Below are 18,703 nucleotides of genomic sequence, written 5' to 3'. Positions count from 1 at the left end.
GGATAAGATATGTTCGATTTTTCAAAGGTCGTGGATCGTCATGGCACATGGTGTACACAGTGGGATTATGTCGCTGACCGTTTCGGCACTGCTGACCTGTTACCGTTCACGATTTCAGACATGGATTTTGCCACTGCCCCCTGCATTATCGAGGCGCTGAATCAGCGCCTGATGCACGGCGTATTTGGCTACAGCCGCTGGAAAAACGATGAGTTTCTCGCGGCTATTGCCCACTGGTTTTCCACCCAGCATTACACCGCCATCGATTCTCAGACGGTGGTGTATGGCCCTTCTGTCATCTATATGGTTTCAGAACTGATTCGTCAGTGGTCTGAAACAGGTGAAGGCGTGGTGATCCACACACCCGCCTATGACGCATTTTACAAGGCCATTGAAGGTAACCAGCGCACAGTAATGCCCGTTGCTTTAGAGAAGCAGGCTGATGGTTGGTTTTGCGATATGGGCAAGTTGGAAGCCGTGTTGGCGAAACCAGAATGTAAAATTATGCTCCTGTGTAGCCCACAGAATCCTACCGGGAAAGTGTGGACGTGCGATGAGCTGGAGATCATGGCTGACCTGTGCGAGCGTCATGGTGTGCGGGTTATTTCCGATGAAATCCATATGGATATGGTTTGGGGCGAGCAGCCGCATATTCCCTGGAGTAATGTGGCTCGCGGAGACTGGGCGTTGCTAACGTCGGGCTCGAAAAGTTTCAATATTCCCGCCCTGACCGGTGCTTACGGGATTATAGAAAATAGCAGTAGCCGCGATGCCTATTTATCGGCACTGAAAGGCCGTGATGGGCTTTCTTCCCCTTCGGTACTGGCGTTAACTGCCCATATCGCCGCCTATCAGCAAGGCGCGCCGTGGCTGGATGCCTTACGCATCTATCTGAAAGATAACCTGACGTATATCGCAGATAAAATGAACGCCGCGTTTCCTGAACTCAACTGGCAGATCCCACAATCCACTTATCTGGCATGGCTTGATTTACGTCCGTTGAATATTGACGACAACGCGTTGCAAAAAGCACTTATCGAACAAGAAAAAGTCGCGATCATGCCGGGGTATACCTACGGTGAAGAAGGTCGTGGTTTTGTCCGTCTCAATGCCGGCTGCCCACGTTCGAAACTGGAAAAAGGTGTGGCTGGATTAATTAACGCCATCCGCGCTGTTCGTTAACCCCAATTGCGCAACGTAAAAAATCGTTGCGCAATCGTGGATTTTTACCCTGCTTTGTTTTTATAATGGTGCGCACTTTTATATCCAGAAAAAGAGTGCGACCATGATTGATACCACCCTGCCATTAACTGATATCCATCGCCACCTTGATGGCAACATTCGTCCCCAGACCATTCTTGAACTTGGCCGCCAGTATAATATCTCGCTTCCTGCACAATCCCTGGAAACACTGATTCCCCACGTTCAGGTCATTGCCAACGAACCCGATCTGGTGAGCTTTCTGACCAAACTTGACTGGGGCGTTAAAGTTCTCGCCTCTCTTGATGCCTGTCGCCGCGTGGCATTTGAAAACATTGAAGATGCAGCCCGTCACGGCCTGCACTATGTCGAGCTGCGTTTTTCACCAGGCTACATGGCAATGGCACATCAGCTGCCTGTAGCGGGTGTTGTCGAAGCGGTGATCGATGGCGTACGTGAAGGTTGCCGCACCTTTGGTGTGCAGGCGAAGCTTATCGGCATTATGAGCCGGACCTTCGGCGAAGCCGCCTGTCAGCAAGAGCTGGAGGCCTTTTTAGCCCACCGTGACCAGATTACCGCACTTGATTTAGCCGGTGATGAACTTGGTTTCCCGGGAAGTCTGTTCCTTTCTCACTTCAACCGCGCGCGTGATGCGGGCTGGCATATTACCGTCCATGCAGGCGAAGCTGCCGGGCCGGAAAGCATCTGGCAGGCGATTCGTGAACTGGGTGCGGAGCGTATTGGACATGGCGTAAAAGCCATTGAAGATCGGGCGCTGATGGATTTTCTCGCCGAGCAACAAATTGGTATTGAATCCTGTCTGACCTCCAATATTCAGACCAGCACCGTAGCAGAGCTGGCTGCACATCCGCTGAAAACGTTCCTTGAGCATGGCATTCGTGCCAGCATTAACACTGACGATCCCGGCGTACAGGGAGTGGATATCATTCACGAATATACCGTTGCCGCGCCAGCTGCTGGGTTATCCCGCGAGCAAATCCGCCAGGCACAGATTAATGGTCTGGAAATGGCTTTCCTCAGCGCTGAGGAAAAACGCGCACTGCGAGAAAAAGTCGCCGCGAAGTAACAAAATGGATGGTGCAAATGCACCATCCATTTTTCATGCAAGGCACAAAGTCGCGCGATGTTTGGCGGATTCGATGCCCAGCTCAATCAACTCCATTACCTGGATTGCCTGGCTTGCCGGAACCGGATTTTCACCATCGCCATTTAACGCATCACGAATAGCCGCATAGTAAGCCGGATAATTCCCAGGCACCGTCAACAGCGTTTCTTCGACACGTTCCTCACCTTCCACGCGGGTAAGTACGCCATCACGCATATCGTAGCCCCAGTCTTCCTGCGGTAGACGCTCGCCATTTTTCAGACGTTCTTCCTGTGGATCGAGGCCATATTTCACATAACTGCCTCGGGATCCATGCACGATATACCGTGCTGACTCAGCGGCTGCCAGCATGGTACCGTGTAAAATGACTCGCCGCTGTGGATAGGACAAGATGGCGTGGAAATAATCGGTCGACTGCGCTCCGGGCCGTAACTGTGCCAAATCTACCGTCATGCTGACCGGTAAACCAAAAAGCGTAATGGCCTGATCAAGAAGATGTGGTGCTAAATCGTACCAGATACCGCTGCCTGGGCCGCCCTGTTCACGCCAACGATCGCGCACCTGCGGACGGAAGCGGTCAAAATGAGACTCAAAGTAAGCAACTTCACCCAGCACGCCTTCCGCGAGTAAACCTTTTAGCGTCAAGAAATCGCTATCCCAGCGACGGTTATGGAATACAGACAGCACACGCCCCAGGCTTTTTGCCAGCGCATCCAGCTCTCGCGCTTGTGACAGTGTCACGGTAAAGGGTTTATCAACGACCACATGTTTACCCGCCTCAAGCGCCGCTTTGGCTAACGGGAAATGGGTATCGTTGGGTGTAGGAATGACAATCAGGTCTATGTTGGGATCGTTAAACAGATGCTTCGGCTCAGAGACAACCGTAACCGTTGGCCAGTCGGCTTTTACTTTTGTTTCATCACTGCTGGAGATTACCGCCAGTTCCTGCCCGGGCGTGCCCGCAATCAGGGGCGCATGGAAGGTTTTGCTCGCATAACCATACCCAATCAACCCAACACGGATGTTGTCGCTCATGTCATTGCCTCTCATTGAAGTATGATGGCTATTTGACACTATCCTTTACCCACGCTCAACAGTTTAATAACCTGCCAGCAATAAGGGATGTTGTTTAACTTAAGTCAAAAAAATAGCGAATTTTCCAACGACAAAAGCTAAATATCGCAAAAACCTCAGTAAAAATCTTGCTGGAGCTATTATTGCTAAGTAACATTTACCCCCTGAAGTTAATGGATCAATCAAGAGAGATGTGGGCTGTAATGAATCGTCTTATTGAATTAACAGGTTGGATCGTTCTTGTCGTTTCAGTCATTCTTCTTGGCGTGGCGAGTCACATTGACAACTATCAGCCACCTGAACAGAGTGCTTCGGTACAACACAAGTAAGCTCTGCACTTGTGGAGCGACATGCTGCCCGTCCGGGTGCATGTTTTCACTTGTCGGATATTAAACCAGGAATTTATTATCTTGTTCGATGTTGTTGGTGATTGTCAGGGATAGTAAAGCGCGTTACTCTTTTCAGAGCAGTTTTTCATCCCTGAATATTTGCCATCAGCGCATTCTTATTATTGTAATAACACAAGCGTTCACTTTTGGTGAAATTTTATCATCACTAATAATACCTACCCCTTTGGTATTAATTATTTTATGGACCTTTTATGACTGTTCAGGACTACTTATTAAAATTTCGCAAAATCAGTTCACTCGAAAGTCTGGAAAAACTCTACGACCATCTTAATTACACCCTGACGGACGATCAGGAACTGATCAATATGTATCGTGCTGCCGATCACCGTCGCGCAGAGCTGGTTTCTGGCGGGCGTTTGTTTGACCTCGGCCAGGTACCGAAGTCCGTCTGGCACTATGTCCAATAAAGAAAGTAGCGATCGGTTATAAAAGCCTTATAATAACGCCCCTAAAATTAGATTTGCCTGTTTGCGTCGCTATTCTGGAGAACCTATGACCACCACAACGCCACAACGTATTGGAGGCTGGTTGCTTGGCCCGTTGGCCTGGCTTTTAGTCGCTCTGTTGAGTACGACGCTGGCGTTGTTGCTGTATACCGCTGCGTTATCTTCTCCGCAAACATTTCAAACGCTCGGCGGACAAGCACTGACGACACAAATCTTATGGGGCGTTTCTTTTATTACCGCTATCGCCTTGTGGTATTACACACTGTGGTTGACCATCGCTTTCTTTAAACGTCGGCGTTGTGTTCCTAAACACTATATTATCTGGCTGCTTATTTCCGTATTGCTGGCAGTAAAAGCATTCGCTTTTTCACCCGTGGAAGATGGCATAGCCGTTCGCCAGTTGCTGTTTACTTTGTTGGCAACCGCATTGATCGTCCCCTATTTCAAACGCTCGTCGCGGGTAAAAGCGACGTTTGTGAATCCGTAATAACCTTACAGTTAACCTGTTGTCGCCTGCTCTGGATTAACGGATAATAGGCGGCTTTTTTATTTCAGGCCGAAAAATGACTGACTACCTGTTACTGTTTGTCGGAACTGTACTGGTCAATAACTTTGTACTGGTCAAGTTTCTCGGTCTCTGTCCGTTTATGGGGGTTTCCAAAAAACTGGAAACCGCGATGGGCATGGGGCTGGCAACAACGTTTGTGATGACGCTGGCGTCTATTTGCGCCTGGCTTATCGATACGTGGATTTTGATCCCACTTAATCTGATTTACCTGCGCACCCTGGCATTTATTCTGGTGATTGCTGTGGTCGTGCAGTTCACCGAGATGGTGGTGCGCAAAACCAGCCCGGTGCTTTACCGTCTGCTGGGGATTTTTTTGCCGCTTATCACCACCAACTGTGCAGTGCTCGGCGTGGCGTTGCTGAATATCAATCTCGGGCACAATTTCTTGCAGTCGGCGCTGTACGGTTTTTCCGCCGCTGTCGGTTTCTCGCTGGTGATGGTGCTCTTCGCCGCCATCCGCGAACGCCTTGCTGTGGCTGATGTCCCGGCACCTTTTCGCGGTAATGCCATTGCGTTAATTACCGCAGGTCTTATGTCTCTGGCCTTTATGGGCTTTAGTGGTTTGGTGAAGTTGTAATGAATGCTATCTGGATTGCCGTTGCCGCCGTGAGCCTGCTGGGCCTGGCGTTTGGCGCCATTCTGGGTTATGCCTCCCGCCGTTTTGCGGTGGAAGACGATCCGGTCGTTGAGAAAATTGACGAAATCTTACCGCAGAGCCAGTGTGGTCAGTGCGGTTATCCCGGCTGTCGCCCCTACGCGGAAGCCATCAGCTGTAACGGTGAAAAAATCAACCGTTGCGCCCCAGGTGGCGAAGCTGTGATGCTAAAAATTGCCGAGTTGCTTAATGTCGAGCCGCAGCCGCTGGATGGCGAAGCGCAAGAGATAACGCCTGCGCGGATGGTGGCGGTTATTGATGAAAATAACTGTATTGGCTGCACTAAATGTATTCAGGCGTGTCCGGTAGACGCCATCGTTGGCGCTACCCGTGCCATGCATACGGTAATGAGTGATCTCTGTACGGGCTGCAATTTATGTGTTGATCCGTGCCCGACGCACTGCATCTCGTTGCAACCGGTCGCAGAAACACCTGACTCCTGGAAATGGGATCTGAACACCATTCCCGTGCGTATCATTCCCGTGGAACACCATGCTTAAGTTATTCTCTGCATTCAGAAAAAATAAAATCTGGGATTTCAACGGCGGCATCCATCCACCGGAGATGAAAACCCAGTCCAACGGTACACCCCTGCGCCAGGTACCCCTGGCGCAGCGTTTTGTTATTCCACTGAAACAGCATATTGGCGCTGAAGGTGAGTTGTGCGTTAGCGTCGGCGATAAAGTATTGCGCGGCCAGCCGCTTACCCGTGGTCGCGGCAAAATGCTGCCTGTTCACGCGCCCACCTCGGGTACCGTTACGGCTATTGCGCCCCACTCTACGGCTCATCCTTCAGCTTTAGCTGAATTAAGCGTGATTATTGATGCCGATGGTGAAGACTGCTGGATCCCGCGCGACGGCTGGGCCGATTATCGCACTCGCAGTCGCGAAGAGTTAATCGAGCGCATACATCAGTTTGGTGTTGCCGGGCTGGGCGGTGCAGGATTCCCGACAGGCGTTAAATTGCAGGGTGGCGGAGATAAGATTGAAACGTTGATTATCAACGCGGCTGAGTGCGAGCCGTACATTACCGCCGATGACCGTTTGATGCAGGATTGCGCGGCTCAGGTCGTAGAGGGTATTCGCATTCTTGCGCATATTCTGCAGCCACGCGAAATTCTTATCGGCATTGAAGATAACAAACCGCAGGCGATTTCCATGCTGCGCGCGGTGCTGGCGGACTCTAACGATATTTCTCTGCGGGTGATTCCAACCAAATATCCTTCTGGCGGTGCTAAACAATTAACCTACATTCTGACCGGGAAGCAGGTTCCACATGGCGGGCGTTCATCCGATATCGGCGTATTAATGCAAAACGTCGGCACTGCTTATGCAGTGAAACGTGCCGTTATTGATGGCGAGCCGATTACCGAGCGTGTTGTAACCCTGACTGGCGAAGCAATCGCTCGCCCGGGCAACGTCTGGGCACGGCTGGGGACGCCAGTGCGTCATTTATTGAATGATGCCGGATTCTGCCCCTCTGCCGATCAAATGGTGATTATGGGTGGCCCGCTAATGGGCTTTACCTTGCCATGGCTGGATGTCCCGGTCGTAAAGATTACCAACTGTCTGTTGGCTCCCTCTGCCAATGAACTTGGCGAACCACAGGAAGAACAAAGCTGCATCCGGTGTAGCGCCTGTGCTGACGCCTGCCCTGCGGATCTTTTGCCGCAACAGTTGTACTGGTTCAGCAAAGGTCAGCAACACGATAAAGCTACCACGCATAACATTGCTGATTGCATTGAATGTGGGGCTTGCGCGTGGGTTTGCCCGAGCAATATTCCCCTGGTGCAATATTTCCGTCAGGAAAAAGCTGAAATTGCGGCTATTCGTCAGGAAGAAAAGCGCGCCGCAGAAGCCAAAGCGCGTTTCGAAGCGCGCCAGGCTCGTCTGGAGCGCGAAAAAGCGGCTCGCCTTGAACGACATAAGAGCGCAGCCGTTCAACCTGCAGCCAAAGATAAAGATGCGATTGCTGCCGCTCTGGCGCGGGTGAAAGAGAAACAGGCCCAGGCTACACAGCCTATTGTGATTAAAGCGGGCGAACGCCCGGATAACAGTGCAATTATTGCAGCACGGGAAGCCCGTAAAGCGCAAGCCAGAGCGAAACAGGCAGAACTGCAGCAAACTAACGACGCAGCAACCGTTGCTGATCCACGTAAAACTGCCGTTGAAGCAGCTATCGCCCGCGCCAAAGCGCGCAAGCTGGAACAGCAACAGGCTAATGCGGAACCAGAACAACAGGTCGATCCGCGCAAAGCCGCCGTCGAAGCCGCTATTGCCCGTGCCAAAGCGCGCAAGCTGGAACAGCAACAGGCTAATGCGGAACCAGAAGAACAGGTCGATCCGCGCAAAGCCGCCGTCGAAGCCGCTATTGCCCGTGCCAAAGCACGCAAGCTGGAACAGCAACAGGCTAATGCCGAGCCAGAACAACAGGTCGATCCGCGCAAAGCCGCCGTCGAAGCCGCTATTGCCCGAGCCAAAGCGCGCAAACGGGAACAGCAACCGGCTAATGCGGAGCCAGAAGAACAGGTTGATCCGCGCAAAGCTGCCGTCGAAGCGGCTATTGCACGCGCCAAAGCACGCAAGCTGGAACAGCAACAGGCTAATGCGGTACCAGAAGAACAGGTTGATCCGCGCAAAGCGGCAGTTGCCGCGGCTATTGCCCGCGCTCAGGCCAAAAAAGCCGCCCAGCAGAAGGTTGTAAACGAGGACTAAATGGTATTCAGAATAGCTAGCTCCCCTTATACCCATAACCAGCGCCAGACATCGCGCATTATGCTGTTGGTGTTGCTCGCAGCCGTGCCAGGAATCGCAGCGCAACTGTGGTTTTTTGGTTGGGGTACTCTCGTTCAGATCCTGTTGGCATCGGTTAGTGCTCTGTTAGCCGAAGCTCTCGTACTCAAACTACGCAAGCAGTCGGTAGCCGCAACGTTGAAAGATAACTCAGCATTGCTGACAGGCTTATTGCTGGCGGTAAGTATTCCCCCCCTCGCGCCATGGTGGATGGTCGTGCTGGGTACGGTGTTTGCGGTGATCATCGCTAAACAGTTGTATGGCGGTCTGGGACAAAACCCGTTTAATCCGGCAATGATTGGTTATGTGGTCTTACTGATCTCCTTCCCCGTGCAGATGACCAGCTGGTTACCGCCACATGAAATTGCGGTCAACATCCCTGGTTTTATCGACGCCATCCAGGTTATTTTTAGCGGTCATACCGCCAGTGGTGGTGATATGAACACACTACGCTTAGGTATTGATGGCATTAGTCAGGCGACACCGCTGGATACATTTAAAACCTCTGTCCGTGCCGGTCATTCGGTTGAACAGATTATGCAATATCCGATCTACAGCGGTATTCTGGCGGGCGCTGGTTGGCAATGGGTAAATCTCGCCTGGCTGGCTGGCGGCGTATGGTTGCTATGGCAGAAAGCGATTCGCTGGCATATTCCCCTCAGCTTCTTAGTAACGCTGGCGTTATGCGCAATGTTGGGCTGGTTGTTCTCACCAGAAACACTGGCAGCACCGCAAATTCATCTGCTGTCTGGAGCGACCATGCTCGGCGCATTCTTTATTTTGACTGACCCGGTTACCGCTTCTACGACCAATCGTGGTCGTCTTATTTTCGGCGCGCTTGCGGGCTTATTAGTCTGGTTGATCCGCAGTTTCGGCGGCTATCCTGACGGCGTGGCTTTTGCCGTCCTGCTGGCGAACATCACGGTTCCTCTGATCGATTACTACACGCGTCCGCGCGTCTACGGCCATCGCAAAGGGTAAACCATGCTGAAAACTATCCGAAAACACGGCATTACGTTGGCGCTATTTGCAGCGGGTTCAACAGGGTTAACTGCGGCCATCAACCAGATGACCAAAACGACGATTGCTGAACAGGCCAGTCTGCAACAAAAGGCGTTATTTGATCAGGTGCTGCCAGCCGAACGCTATAACAATGCGCTGGCACAGAGTTGCTATCTGGTAACTGCGCCAGAGTTAGGTAAAGGTGAGCATCGGGTTTACATCGCCAAACAGGATGACAAACCGGTAGCCGCCGTTCTGGAAGCAACCGCGCCAGATGGCTATTCCGGTGCGATTCAGCTGCTGGTGGGAGCCGATTTTAACGGCACGGTACTTGGCACGCGCGTGACAGAGCACCACGAAACGCCAGGGCTTGGCGATAAAATCGAACTGCGCCTTTCTGACTGGATCACCCATTTTGCGGGTAAAAAAATCAGTGGTGCAGATGATGCGCACTGGGCGGTGAAGAAAGATGGTGGTGATTTCGACCAGTTCACCGGCGCGACGATTACTCCCCGCGCGGTGGTTAATGCGGTAAAACGCGCCGGATTGTACGCTCAGACGTTACCGGCACAACTTTCTCAACTTCCTGCCTGTGGAGAATAAAGCGTGAGCGAAATTAAAGACGTTATTGTTCAGGGGTTGTGGAAAAACAACTCTGCGCTGGTCCAGTTGCTCGGCCTTTGTCCTCTGTTGGCGGTCACGTCCACTGCCACTAACGCTCTGGGTTTAGGACTTGCGACTACGCTGGTACTGACGCTGACCAACCTGACCATTTCGACGCTGCGTCACTGGACGCCAGCCGAGATCCGCATTCCCATTTACGTGATGATCATCGCCTCGGTGGTCAGCGCTGTACAGATGCTGATCAACGCCTACGCCTTTGGCCTGTATCAATCATTAGGGATTTTTATTCCGCTGATTGTCACTAACTGTATCGTTGTGGGCCGCGCTGAAGCCTTCGCCGCCAAAAAAGGTCCGGCGCTTTCGGCACTGGACGGCTTTTCAATTGGTATGGGCGCAACCTGCGCCATGTTCGTGCTGGGTTCACTACGCGAAATTATCGGCAATGGCACATTGTTTGACGGTGCAGATGCGCTGTTAGGTAGCTGGGCAAAAGTATTACGCGTGGAGATTTTCCACACCGACTCCCCTTTCCTGCTGGCGATGCTGCCACCAGGTGCATTTATTGGCCTGGGACTGATGCTGGCAGGAAAATACCTGATTGATGAAAGAATGAAAAAGCGCCGTGCTGAAGCAGCTGCAGAACGTGCATTGCCAAACGGTGAAACAGGGAATGTCTGATGAATAAAGCAAAACGCCTGGAGATCCTCACTCGCCTGCGTGAGAACAATCCTCATCCCACCACCGAGCTTAATTTCAGTTCGCCTTTTGAATTGCTGATTGCCGTACTGCTTTCCGCTCAGGCGACCGATGTCAGTGTTAATAAGGCGACGGCGAAACTCTACCCGGTGGCGAATACGCCTGCAGCGATGCTTGAACTGGGCGTTGAAGGGGTGAAAACCTATATCAAAACGATTGGGCTTTATAACAGCAAAGCAGAAAATATCATCAAAACCTGCCGTATCTTGCTGGAGCAGCATAATGGCGAGGTTCCGGAAGATCGTGCTGCGCTTGAAGCCCTGCCCGGCGTAGGTCGTAAAACAGCCAACGTCGTATTAAACACTGCATTCGGCTGGCCGACTATTGCTGTCGACACGCACATTTTCCGCGTTTGTAATCGTACTCAATTTGCGCCGGGGAAAAACGTCGAACAGGTAGAAGAAAAGCTACTGAAAGTGGTTCCAGCAGAGTTTAAAGTCGACTGCCACCATTGGTTGATCCTGCACGGGCGTTATACCTGCATTGCCCGCAAGCCCCGCTGTGGCTCTTGTATTATTGAAGATCTTTGTGAATACAAAGAGAAAGTTGACATCTGAAGAAAAGGGGTAACACCGATTACCCCATTGATAACCTTTCTTTATCCTCTTTTAAAACATCTTTTTAACGTCAATGATGCCATTGCTTAGCGTTATCATCAGGTAATCCGTTTGCGGATAACCAAAAATGCAGGTTAATTGTTTTTTTAATAGCGAAATTTTCTATTCATTCGTGATCAAGATCACGATGCTGTCGCAATGTAAAAACATTGCAAGAATCAGGTTAAAATCATTTAAATTTACACACGCAACAAATATTGACCTACAAAACATTACACTGGCTATTTTTCAGAAACTGGACTATCTCACTAGTAAAAACGCTAAATAGCAGAACATATCGCCGTTAAGCCATCACCCCCCTCTCAGTGCAGTGAAAAAATCTGCCGTTACGTTTTTTGAAAAATTTAACGCTGGATAACATTTCCCGGAATGGTTGAATTCCCCGCCTCAGTTATATGTAACAGATTATTACAAAGGACTTGTCTGAAAGTGCAAGATAGTGAACATTACCTGCCGTTTCCCCTCCCACTATAACAATTGCGCGTATGTTTTTTATACATAACGCGAGAAAGCACCCCCGTTAATATGGGATGTAAAAAAAGAGGTAAAAGTGTCCACTGCAAACCAAAAACCAACTGAAAGCGTCAGTTTGAACGCTTTCAAACAACCGAAGGCGTTCTATCTCATCTTCTCGATTGAGTTATGGGAACGTTTTGGTTATTACGGCCTACAAGGAATTATGGCTGTTTACCTGGTTAAACAACTGGGTATGTCTGAAGCGGATTCAATCACCCTTTTCTCTTCCTTTAGTGCCCTGGTTTATGGTCTGGTCGCTATCGGCGGCTGGTTAGGTGACAAGGTACTGGGTACTAAACGCGTAATTATGCTCGGCGCTATTGTGCTGGCGATTGGTTATGCTCTGGTTGCCTGGTCTGGTCACGACGCCGGTATCGTTTATATGGGTATGGCGGCTATTGCGGTCGGTAACGGCCTGTTTAAAGCTAACCCGTCTTCTCTGCTTTCTACATGCTATGAGAAAAACGACCCGCGTCTGGACGGTGCATTCACCATGTACTACATGTCCGTCAACATCGGCTCTTTCTTCTCTATGATTGCTACGCCGTGGCTGGCCGCGAAATACGGCTGGAGTGTTGCGTTTGCGTTGAGCGTTGTAGGCCTGCTGATCACTATCGTTAACTTCGCCTTCTGCCAACGCTGGGTTAAACAGTACGGTTCAAAACCAGACTTCGAGCCTATCAACTACCGTAACCTGCTGCTGACCATTATTGGTGTTGTGGCACTGATCGCTATCGCCACCTGGCTGCTGCACAATCAGGAAGTTGCGCGTATGGCGCTGGGCGTTGTTGCCTTCGGTATCGTGGTTATCTTCGGTAAAGAAGCCTTCGCGATGAAAGGTGCTGCGCGTCGTAAAATGATCGTTGCCTTCATCCTGATGCTCGAAGCCATTATCTTCTTCGTGCTGTACAGCCAGATGCCAACGTCACTGAACTTCTTTGCGATTCGTAACGTTGAGCACTCCATTCTGGGTCTGGCCGTAGAACCTGAGCAGTATCAGGCACTGAACCCGTTCTGGATCATCATCGGTAGTCCGATTCTGGCCGCTATCTATAACAAGATGGGCGATACCCTGCCGATGCCAACCAAGTTTGCAATCGGCATGGTGATGTGTTCTGGTGCGTTCCTGATTCTGCCGCTGGGTGCGAAATTCGCGTCTGACGCTGGTATCGTGTCTGTAAGCTGGCTGGTCGCAAGCTATGGCCTGCAGAGCATCGGGGAACTGATGATCTCTGGTCTGGGTCTGGCAATGGTTGCTCAACTCGTTCCGCAGCGTCTGATGGGCTTCATTATGGGTAGCTGGTTCCTGACCACTGCCGGTGCAAACCTGATTGGTGGTTATGTTGCGGGTATGATGGCTGTGCCGGATAACGTTACCGATCCGCTGATGTCACTGGAAGTCTATGGTCGCGTATTCTTGCAGATTGGTGTCGCTACTGCCGTTATTGCAGTACTGATGCTGCTGACCGCGCCGAAACTGCACCGCATGACGCAGGATGACGCTGCAGACAAAGCGGCGAAAGCAGCCGTAGCGTAAAATTCAGGGAAACTCTTTTACAAGCCGCTAACTTTTCGTTAGCGGCTTTTTTTTTGTTCAGCAACGCACTACCATACTTTAAACCACAGACAAAAGGAGTTACCGATGAAATTGTTCTACAAACCGGGTGCCTGCTCTCTCGCTTCCCATATCACCCTGCGTGAGAGCGGAAAGGATTTTACCCTCGTCAGTGTGGATTTAATGAAAAAACGTCTCGAAAACGGTGACGATTACTTTGCCGTTAACCCTAAGGGGCAGGTGCCTGCATTGCTGCTGGATGACGGTACTTTGCTGACGGAAGGCGTAGCGATTATGCAGTATCTTGCCGACAGCGTCCCCGACCGCCAGTTGCTGGCACCGGTAAACAGTATTTCCCGCTATAAAACCATCGAATGGCTGAATTACATCGCCACCGAGCTGCATAAAGGTTTCACACCTCTGTTTCGCCCTGATACACCGGAAGAGTACAAACCGACAGTTCGCGCGCAGCTGGAGAAGAAGCTGCAATATGTGAACGAGGCACTGAAGGATGAGCACTGGATCTGCGGGCAAAGATTTACAATTGCTGATGCCTATCTGTTTACGGTTCTGCGCTGGGCATACGCGGTGAAACTGAATCTGGAAGGGTTAGAGCACATTGCAGCATTTATGCAACGTATGGCTGAACGTCCGGAAGTACAAGACGCGCTGTCAGCGGAAGGCTTAAAGTAATAGCCATCGGCCCACAGGTCGTTGTGGGCCGAAATGAGATATTTCAGAGCTTTGTTGCGCTGAAGTAATGTTCTGGTTTGGCAATACGATCCTGAGCAGCCACCACTTGCAGCTCATATTCCTGCATTGCTTTGGTGGTCACCATGATTTCGTAGACTGCAGCGGTCACATGTTCCAGCGCCTCCTGCAGCGTTGCCCCCTGAAGCAGTTTCACCAGCAGTAAACCGCTCGTCACATCACCAACACCTACCGGCTGGCGCATACCAAAATCCACCAGCGGACGGCTGATATGCCAGGCTTCATCGGCGGTGACCAGCAGCATTTCAAAACGGTCACGGCTGTAGCCAGCTCGCGCCAGGTGTTTAACCAACACAATTTGTGGCCCTTGCGCAATGAGTTCGCGCGCTGCCAGAACCGCTTCTTCGACGTTATTTACCGCATGCTCACAGAGTATTTCCAGCTCAACCAGATTTGGCGCAATGATATCGCTGGCAGGCAAACCGTGCCGCACATGAAACTCTGCGACACCCGGTGCAACGATACAGCCTTTTTCCGGATGACCCATTACCGGATCGCAAAAATATTTCGCCTGCGGATTCGCGGCTTTCACCTGACGGACGATACCGAGGATATGTTCACCCTGCTCCGCCGATCCCAGATAGCCACTTAATACGGCATCACAGGTGTGTAATTTATCAATGGCGGCAATGCCTTGCACAATTTCGGTTAAATGGCTGGGCGGCATCACGCAGCCAGTCCATTTGCCGTATTGGGTGTGATTAGAAAATTGAACGGTGTTCAGCGGCCAGACGTTCGCGCCCAGGCGGCGCATCGGAAACTCTGCCGCACTGTTACCCGCATGACCATAAACAACGTGAGACTGGATAGCGAGAATATTTTTCATCATGTTCCCTGTATAAAAACCAGGGGGAGTGATTTCTCACTCCCCCTTTCCACTTAATGCATTATTTCCAGCAAATCAGACAGTAATTCTTTTTACCGCGACGCAGTAAGGTAAAACGACCAAACAGACGATCTTCTTCTTTAAAGAAGTATTCAGGATCGGACTGTTTTTCACCGTTAATGGTGATGGCATTGGAGGCGATAGTTTTACGTGCCTGACCACGGGAAGGTTGCAGTTCAGAATCGACCAGTGCCTGCATCAGGTCTGCGCCCTTTTCCATCTCAACCATCGGTACGCCGTCCTGCGCCAGCTGTTCGAAGTCCGCTTCACTCAGCGCACTCAAAGAACCGCTGAACAGGCATTCGGTAATACGTTTTGCCGCCTGTAAACCTTCTTCACCGTGAACCAGACGAGTCACCTGCTCCGCCAGTACATACTGGGCGCGCGGTGCTTTACCGCTGTTTTTATCTTCTTCTTCCAGGGCGTTGATCTCTTCAATGCTCATAAAGGTGAAGAACTTCAGGAAGCGGTAAACGTCGGCATCCGCAGTGTTGATCCAGAACTGGTAGAATTTGTACGGGCTGGTTTTCTTCGGATCCAACCAGACTGCGCCGCCTTCAGTTTTACCAAATTTGGTGCCATCTGCTTTAGTGATCAGCGGAACGGTCAGGCCAAACACCTGATTCTGATGCAGACGACGGGTCAGGTCGATACCAGAAGTGATGTTACCCCACTGGTCAGAACCACCAATTTGCAGCACCACACCGTACTGTTTGTTCAGACAGGCGAAGTCATAACCCTGCAACAGGTTGTAGGAAAACTCAGTGAACGAAATCCCCTGATCTTCACGGTTGAGACGCTGCTTAACCGCTTCTTTGTTGATCATCTGGTTAACGGAGAAGTGTTTGCCAATATCGCGCAGGAAGGTCAGCACATTCATATTGCCGAACCAGTCATAGTTGTTCGCCGCGATAGCAGAGTTTTCTCCACAGTCGAAATCGAGGAACGGGGCAACCTGCTTACGGATTTTGTCCACCCACTCCTGAACAGTTTCTTCGGTGTTCAGCTTACGCTCGGCAGCTTTGAAGCTCGGGTCGCCAATCAGACCCGTCGCGCCGCCTACCAGCGCAACCGGCTTGTGGCCCGCCTGCTGGAAGCGTTTCAGGCATAACAATGGAACAAGATGCCCCAAATGCAAGCTGTCAGCGGTAGGATCGAAGCCGCAATAGAGCGCGATCGGGCCTTGCGCCAGTCGCTCTGCTAACGCTTCCTCGTCCGTCACCTGGGCTACCAGCCCCCGCTCTTGCAATTGTTTAATCAAGTTACTGCTTGCCATCAAAATCTCCATGTATATAACGACTGCACCTTTGCCGGTACACGACTTTTCGCCAGATGCGAAAGAGACATAGAATAAAGTGCCAGAATCAGGAGTACCAGCGATTAAAGCAAGATTTTTGCATCTTTTCAGGGTGCAAGACGATCAATCTTCCACGCATCATTTTCACGCTGGTACAAAAAGCGGTCATGCAGGCGATGCTCACCACCCTGCCAGAACTCAATCTGTTCAAGGCTGACGCGAAAACCGCCCCAAAAGCTCGGCAATGGCACTTCGCCCTGTTGAAACTTCTGCTTCAGCTCCAGGAATTTACTTTCAAGGATACCGCGGGCAGAAATGCGACTGGACTGCTTCGAAACCCATGCACCAATCTGGCTATCACGCGGGCGGCTATGAAAATATTTCATCACTTCGAGAGTCGAAAGTCGTTCTGCTTTACCGATCACCATCACCTGGCGCTCAAGGGTATGCCACGGGAACAGCAGGCTAACGCGCGGATTATTTTCGATTTGATGTGCTTTACGGCTGCCGAGGTTGGTGTAAAACACCATGCCTTTTTCGTCGTAATGTTTGAGTAAAACGATGCGCTGATAAGGCTGACCATGTTCATCCACGGTAGCGACCACCATCGCGGTAGGGTCCGCCAGTTTGGCTTCACAAGCCTGAGAGAGCCAACGTTCAAAAAGGGTTAATGGATCGGCGGGAAGATCGCGGCGGCGTAACCCGCCTTTGGTGTATTCACGGCGCAGATGCGCGATTTGCTGCAATTCGTCGTTATCAGACATGGTTTTCTTTACGGATTGTCAGTGGGTGACGCTATTGTGCGCCGCCCCTGGAAAAATCTCAACGCTGTGGATTTTGTAACTGACAGTTATTCAAGACGATGCGGTCGCGTTTATAGACAGTCGCTTCATCGCCTTTCGACCAGAAAACATAGATTCCGTCAGTGTAACGCGCGCCAGAGGCTGAAATGCCCTGTTTGAGATGCAGTAGTTGATTATCGTAAACAAAACTGACCTCCTGGCGCGGATTATTCAGTTTGACCGTCAACGGTTTTTCATCACACTGGTATTCCAGCGTATCGGTTTGCATGCGCTCAACCAGCTGATTAAAGGCGCTACAGCCGGAGAGAAGGACCGGCAAAATGATAATTAACAGTTTTTTCATAGTCATATCCCGAAGACTTTCCTGGTCTGGAGGGCAATACGCCCTCCCTAACGTTCCAAGTGTAACGGCAGACGCGGTAAGAAAAATTCAGTTAACTCTGATATCACGGGTTAGCGGGGAAAATAGCCCCCAGTACCGTCTCCTGGCTTGCGCCAGTGACGGAAGGCAGATTTCCTGGTAATCCCGCCAGCGTCCGCCAGGCAAGCCAGGCGAAAGCCAATGCTTCCATGTCATCGCCACTAATGCCAACGGCATCGGTGGTGGTGACTTCTGTGCCTGGCAGTAATGCCGCCAGACGCGCCATGAGTAGCGGATTACGACTACCTCCACCACATACCATCAATCGTTCGCAGCCACCGCTCAACAAAACTTGTTCAGAAATGGTCACGGCGGTGAGTTCTGCCAGTGTCGCCTGCACATCTCGGGGATCAACACCCGGAAAATGGCGCAAATGGCGCTCCAGCCAACCATAGTTAAAGTATTCGCGTCCGGTGCTTTTCGGTGCAGGTTGCGAGAAATACGGGTCGCTGAGCATATTTTGCAGCAGTGGGAGAATAACTTTACCCGCCCGTGCCCACTCGGCATCTTTATCGTAAGGTTTACCGGCCTGACGCCAGATCCAGGCATCCATCAGCATGTTACCAGGACCGGTATCGTAGCCCCCAACCGGCTGCCCAGGAATGAGCAGTGACAGATTGGCGATGCCGCCAATATTGAGCACCATTCGTCGCTCGGTTGGGTGAGCCAGCAGCGCATGATGGAACGCAGGTACCAGCGGTGCGCCTTGTCCTCCCAAGGCAATATCGCGACGGCGAAAATCACCGACAACCGTAATTCCGGTGCGTGCCACAATTTGATTGTTATCGCCAATCTGTAAAGTGTGTGGTGCCACGCCCGTCGGTTCATGCCAGACGGTTTGACCGTGACAACCGATCGCAACTATATCTCTTGCCTGCAGATTTTGTTCCTTAAGCAAGGCATTGACCGCATCAGCAAAAAGTTGCCCGAGTTGAGTATCAAGCTGTCCAAACTGCGAAAGTGTAAGCTGCTGGCCCTGGCAAATATCCAGTACAGCCTGTTTCAGAGATACCGGGATCGGCCAACTCAAACTTGCCAGCTGTGCGACCCGGTGTTCATCAATTGTCGCCAACACAACATCAACACCATCAAGGCTGGTGCCTGACATAACGCCAATAAAGCGGCCCGATTTCATAGTTCATCCTTTTTCAATCTGACGTTTGCGCACCACTCAAACATAAAC

20 protein-coding genes are annotated in these 18,703 nt (G+C 51.1%); 14 read left to right on the top strand and 6 right to left on the bottom strand.

Features of this window, described 5'->3' with window-relative positions; genetic code table 11:
- Positions 1 to 9: 9 nt before the first annotated feature.
- On the top strand, positions 10 to 1,182 hold the full coding sequence (gene malY / locus KXD89_RS10480; RefSeq protein ID WP_000459379.1) for a bifunctional maltose regulon transcriptional repressor/cystathionine beta-lyase MalY: 1,173 nt from the start codon (positions 10 to 12) through the stop codon (positions 1,180 to 1,182).
- A gap of 103 nt (positions 1,183 to 1,285) precedes the next feature.
- Positions 1,286 to 2,287 (top strand): adenosine deaminase, encoded by a 1,002-nt coding sequence (gene add, locus KXD89_RS10475; RefSeq protein WP_000567490.1) that lies wholly within the window; start codon positions 1,286 to 1,288, stop codon positions 2,285 to 2,287.
- A gap of 33 nt (positions 2,288 to 2,320) precedes the next feature.
- On the opposite strand, the gene KXD89_RS10470 is transcribed toward add, so the two are convergent.
- Positions 2,321 to 3,361: an oxidoreductase gene (locus KXD89_RS10470; RefSeq protein ID WP_001282550.1), complete on the bottom strand. Its 1,041-nt coding sequence runs from the start codon at positions 3,359 to 3,361 to the stop codon at positions 2,321 to 2,323.
- A 242-nt stretch (positions 3,362 to 3,603) separates the two neighbouring features.
- On the opposite strand from KXD89_RS10470, the gene blr reads away from it, so the two are divergent.
- From blr to gstA, 12 genes are all read left to right on the top strand, one after another.
- Positions 3,604 to 3,729 (top strand): division septum protein Blr, encoded by a 126-nt coding sequence (blr, locus tag KXD89_RS10465; RefSeq protein WP_001300888.1) that lies wholly within the window; start codon positions 3,604 to 3,606, stop codon positions 3,727 to 3,729.
- A 272-nt stretch (positions 3,730 to 4,001) separates the two neighbouring features.
- The gene (gene ydgT / locus KXD89_RS10460; protein WP_000217950.1) at positions 4,002 to 4,217 is read left to right on the top strand and encodes a transcription modulator YdgT; all 216 of its coding nucleotides are present in this window, start codon (positions 4,002 to 4,004) and stop codon (positions 4,215 to 4,217) included.
- 85 nt (positions 4,218 to 4,302) lie between these two features.
- The gene (locus KXD89_RS10455; protein ID WP_001310854.1) at positions 4,303 to 4,743 is read left to right on the top strand and encodes a DUF2569 domain-containing protein; all 441 of its coding nucleotides are present in this window, start codon (positions 4,303 to 4,305) and stop codon (positions 4,741 to 4,743) included.
- 76 nt (positions 4,744 to 4,819) lie between these two features.
- Complete coding sequence (rsxA, locus tag KXD89_RS10450) at positions 4,820 to 5,401, top strand: electron transport complex subunit RsxA (RefSeq protein ID WP_000133193.1); 582 nt, start codon at positions 4,820 to 4,822, stop codon at positions 5,399 to 5,401.
- Positions 5,401 to 5,979, top strand: coding sequence for an electron transport complex subunit RsxB (gene rsxB, locus KXD89_RS10445; protein ID WP_000991805.1), 579 nt, complete (start codon positions 5,401 to 5,403; stop codon positions 5,977 to 5,979). Before rsxA ends, rsxB begins: the two co-directional genes overlap by 1 nt.
- Complete coding sequence (rsxC, locus tag KXD89_RS10440) at positions 5,972 to 8,194, top strand: electron transport complex subunit RsxC (RefSeq protein WP_000915778.1); 2,223 nt, start codon at positions 5,972 to 5,974, stop codon at positions 8,192 to 8,194. Before rsxB ends, rsxC begins: the two co-directional genes overlap by 8 nt.
- Positions 8,195 to 9,253 (top strand): electron transport complex subunit RsxD, encoded by a 1,059-nt coding sequence (gene rsxD, locus KXD89_RS10435; protein WP_000231927.1) that lies wholly within the window; start codon positions 8,195 to 8,197, stop codon positions 9,251 to 9,253.
- Between the two features lie 3 nt (positions 9,254 to 9,256).
- Positions 9,257 to 9,877, top strand: a complete 621-nt coding sequence (gene rsxG, locus KXD89_RS10430) for an electron transport complex subunit RsxG (RefSeq protein WP_000920784.1) — start codon at positions 9,257 to 9,259, stop codon at positions 9,875 to 9,877.
- A 3-nt stretch (positions 9,878 to 9,880) separates the two neighbouring features.
- The gene (gene rsxE, locus KXD89_RS10425) at positions 9,881 to 10,576 is read left to right on the top strand and encodes an electron transport complex subunit RsxE (RefSeq protein WP_001289652.1); all 696 of its coding nucleotides are present in this window, start codon (positions 9,881 to 9,883) and stop codon (positions 10,574 to 10,576) included.
- Positions 10,576 to 11,211, top strand: coding sequence for an endonuclease III (gene nth, locus KXD89_RS10420; RefSeq protein ID WP_001030339.1), 636 nt, complete (start codon positions 10,576 to 10,578; stop codon positions 11,209 to 11,211). The genes rsxE and nth overlap by 1 nt, the downstream gene beginning before the upstream one ends.
- Positions 11,212 to 11,821: 610 nt before the next feature.
- The gene (gene dtpA, locus KXD89_RS10415) at positions 11,822 to 13,324 is read left to right on the top strand and encodes a dipeptide/tripeptide permease DtpA (RefSeq protein ID WP_000100932.1); all 1,503 of its coding nucleotides are present in this window, start codon (positions 11,822 to 11,824) and stop codon (positions 13,322 to 13,324) included.
- Between the two features lie 105 nt (positions 13,325 to 13,429).
- Complete coding sequence (gene gstA / locus KXD89_RS10410) at positions 13,430 to 14,035, top strand: glutathione transferase GstA (RefSeq protein WP_000765749.1); 606 nt, start codon at positions 13,430 to 13,432, stop codon at positions 14,033 to 14,035.
- Between the two features lie 43 nt (positions 14,036 to 14,078).
- Here gstA and pdxY read toward each other — a convergent pair whose 3' ends face one another.
- The 5 genes from pdxY to anmK form a co-directional block, all read right to left on the bottom strand.
- Entirely contained in the window at positions 14,079 to 14,942 is an 864-nt protein-coding gene (pdxY, locus tag KXD89_RS10405) for a pyridoxal kinase (RefSeq protein ID WP_001307229.1), read from the bottom strand.
- Between the two features lie 58 nt (positions 14,943 to 15,000).
- Entirely contained in the window at positions 15,001 to 16,275 is a 1,275-nt protein-coding gene (tyrS, locus tag KXD89_RS10400) for a tyrosine--tRNA ligase (protein WP_001295400.1), read from the bottom strand.
- 128 nt (positions 16,276 to 16,403) lie between these two features.
- Positions 16,404 to 17,060, bottom strand: coding sequence for a pyridoxamine 5'-phosphate oxidase (gene pdxH / locus KXD89_RS10395; RefSeq protein WP_001282319.1), 657 nt, complete (start codon positions 17,058 to 17,060; stop codon positions 16,404 to 16,406).
- 58 nt (positions 17,061 to 17,118) lie between these two features.
- Positions 17,119 to 17,448 (bottom strand): C-type lysozyme inhibitor, encoded by a 330-nt coding sequence (gene mliC, locus KXD89_RS10390; RefSeq protein WP_000178044.1) that lies wholly within the window; start codon positions 17,446 to 17,448, stop codon positions 17,119 to 17,121.
- A 97-nt stretch (positions 17,449 to 17,545) separates the two neighbouring features.
- Positions 17,546 to 18,655, bottom strand: coding sequence for an anhydro-N-acetylmuramic acid kinase (anmK, locus tag KXD89_RS10385; protein ID WP_000835039.1), 1,110 nt, complete (start codon positions 18,653 to 18,655; stop codon positions 17,546 to 17,548).
- Positions 18,656 to 18,703 lie beyond the last annotated feature (48 nt).

The sequence above is a fragment of the Escherichia sp. TC-EC600-tetX4 genome (assembly GCF_019356055.1).
Classification (GTDB): domain Bacteria; phylum Pseudomonadota; class Gammaproteobacteria; order Enterobacterales; family Enterobacteriaceae.
This window is presented reverse-complemented; position numbering and strand designations above follow the sequence as displayed.

Excerpts from the sequence above, each read along its gene's own strand:
- malY (WP_000459379.1), top strand. The coding sequence starts at position 10 with ATGTTCGATTTTTCAAAGGTCGTGGATCGTCATGGCACATGGTGTACA.
- add (WP_000567490.1), top strand. The coding sequence starts at position 1,286 with ATGATTGATACCACCCTGCCATTAACTGATATCCATCGCCACCTTGAT.
- KXD89_RS10470 (WP_001282550.1), bottom strand. The coding sequence starts at position 3,361 with ATGAGCGACAACATCCGTGTTGGGTTGATTGGGTATGGTTATGCGAGC.
- blr (WP_001300888.1), top strand. The coding sequence starts at position 3,604 with ATGAATCGTCTTATTGAATTAACAGGTTGGATCGTTCTTGTCGTTTCA.
- ydgT (WP_000217950.1), top strand. The coding sequence starts at position 4,002 with ATGACTGTTCAGGACTACTTATTAAAATTTCGCAAAATCAGTTCACTC.
- KXD89_RS10455 (WP_001310854.1), top strand. The coding sequence starts at position 4,303 with ATGACCACCACAACGCCACAACGTATTGGAGGCTGGTTGCTTGGCCCG.
- rsxA (WP_000133193.1), top strand. The coding sequence starts at position 4,820 with ATGACTGACTACCTGTTACTGTTTGTCGGAACTGTACTGGTCAATAAC.
- rsxB (WP_000991805.1), top strand. The coding sequence starts at position 5,401 with ATGAATGCTATCTGGATTGCCGTTGCCGCCGTGAGCCTGCTGGGCCTG.
- rsxC (WP_000915778.1), top strand. The coding sequence starts at position 5,972 with ATGCTTAAGTTATTCTCTGCATTCAGAAAAAATAAAATCTGGGATTTC.
- rsxD (WP_000231927.1), top strand. The coding sequence starts at position 8,195 with ATGGTATTCAGAATAGCTAGCTCCCCTTATACCCATAACCAGCGCCAG.
- rsxG (WP_000920784.1), top strand. The coding sequence starts at position 9,257 with ATGCTGAAAACTATCCGAAAACACGGCATTACGTTGGCGCTATTTGCA.
- nth (WP_001030339.1), top strand. The coding sequence starts at position 10,576 with ATGAATAAAGCAAAACGCCTGGAGATCCTCACTCGCCTGCGTGAGAAC.
- gstA (WP_000765749.1), top strand. The coding sequence starts at position 13,430 with ATGAAATTGTTCTACAAACCGGGTGCCTGCTCTCTCGCTTCCCATATC.
- pdxY (WP_001307229.1), bottom strand. The coding sequence starts at position 14,942 with ATGATGAAAAATATTCTCGCTATCCAGTCTCACGTTGTTTATGGTCAT.
- tyrS (WP_001295400.1), bottom strand. The coding sequence starts at position 16,275 with ATGGCAAGCAGTAACTTGATTAAACAATTGCAAGAGCGGGGGCTGGTA.
- pdxH (WP_001282319.1), bottom strand. The coding sequence starts at position 17,060 with ATGTCTGATAACGACGAATTGCAGCAAATCGCGCATCTGCGCCGTGAA.
- mliC (WP_000178044.1), bottom strand. The coding sequence starts at position 17,448 with ATGACTATGAAAAAACTGTTAATTATCATTTTGCCGGTCCTTCTCTCC.
- anmK (WP_000835039.1), bottom strand. The coding sequence starts at position 18,655 with ATGAAATCGGGCCGCTTTATTGGCGTTATGTCAGGCACCAGCCTTGAT.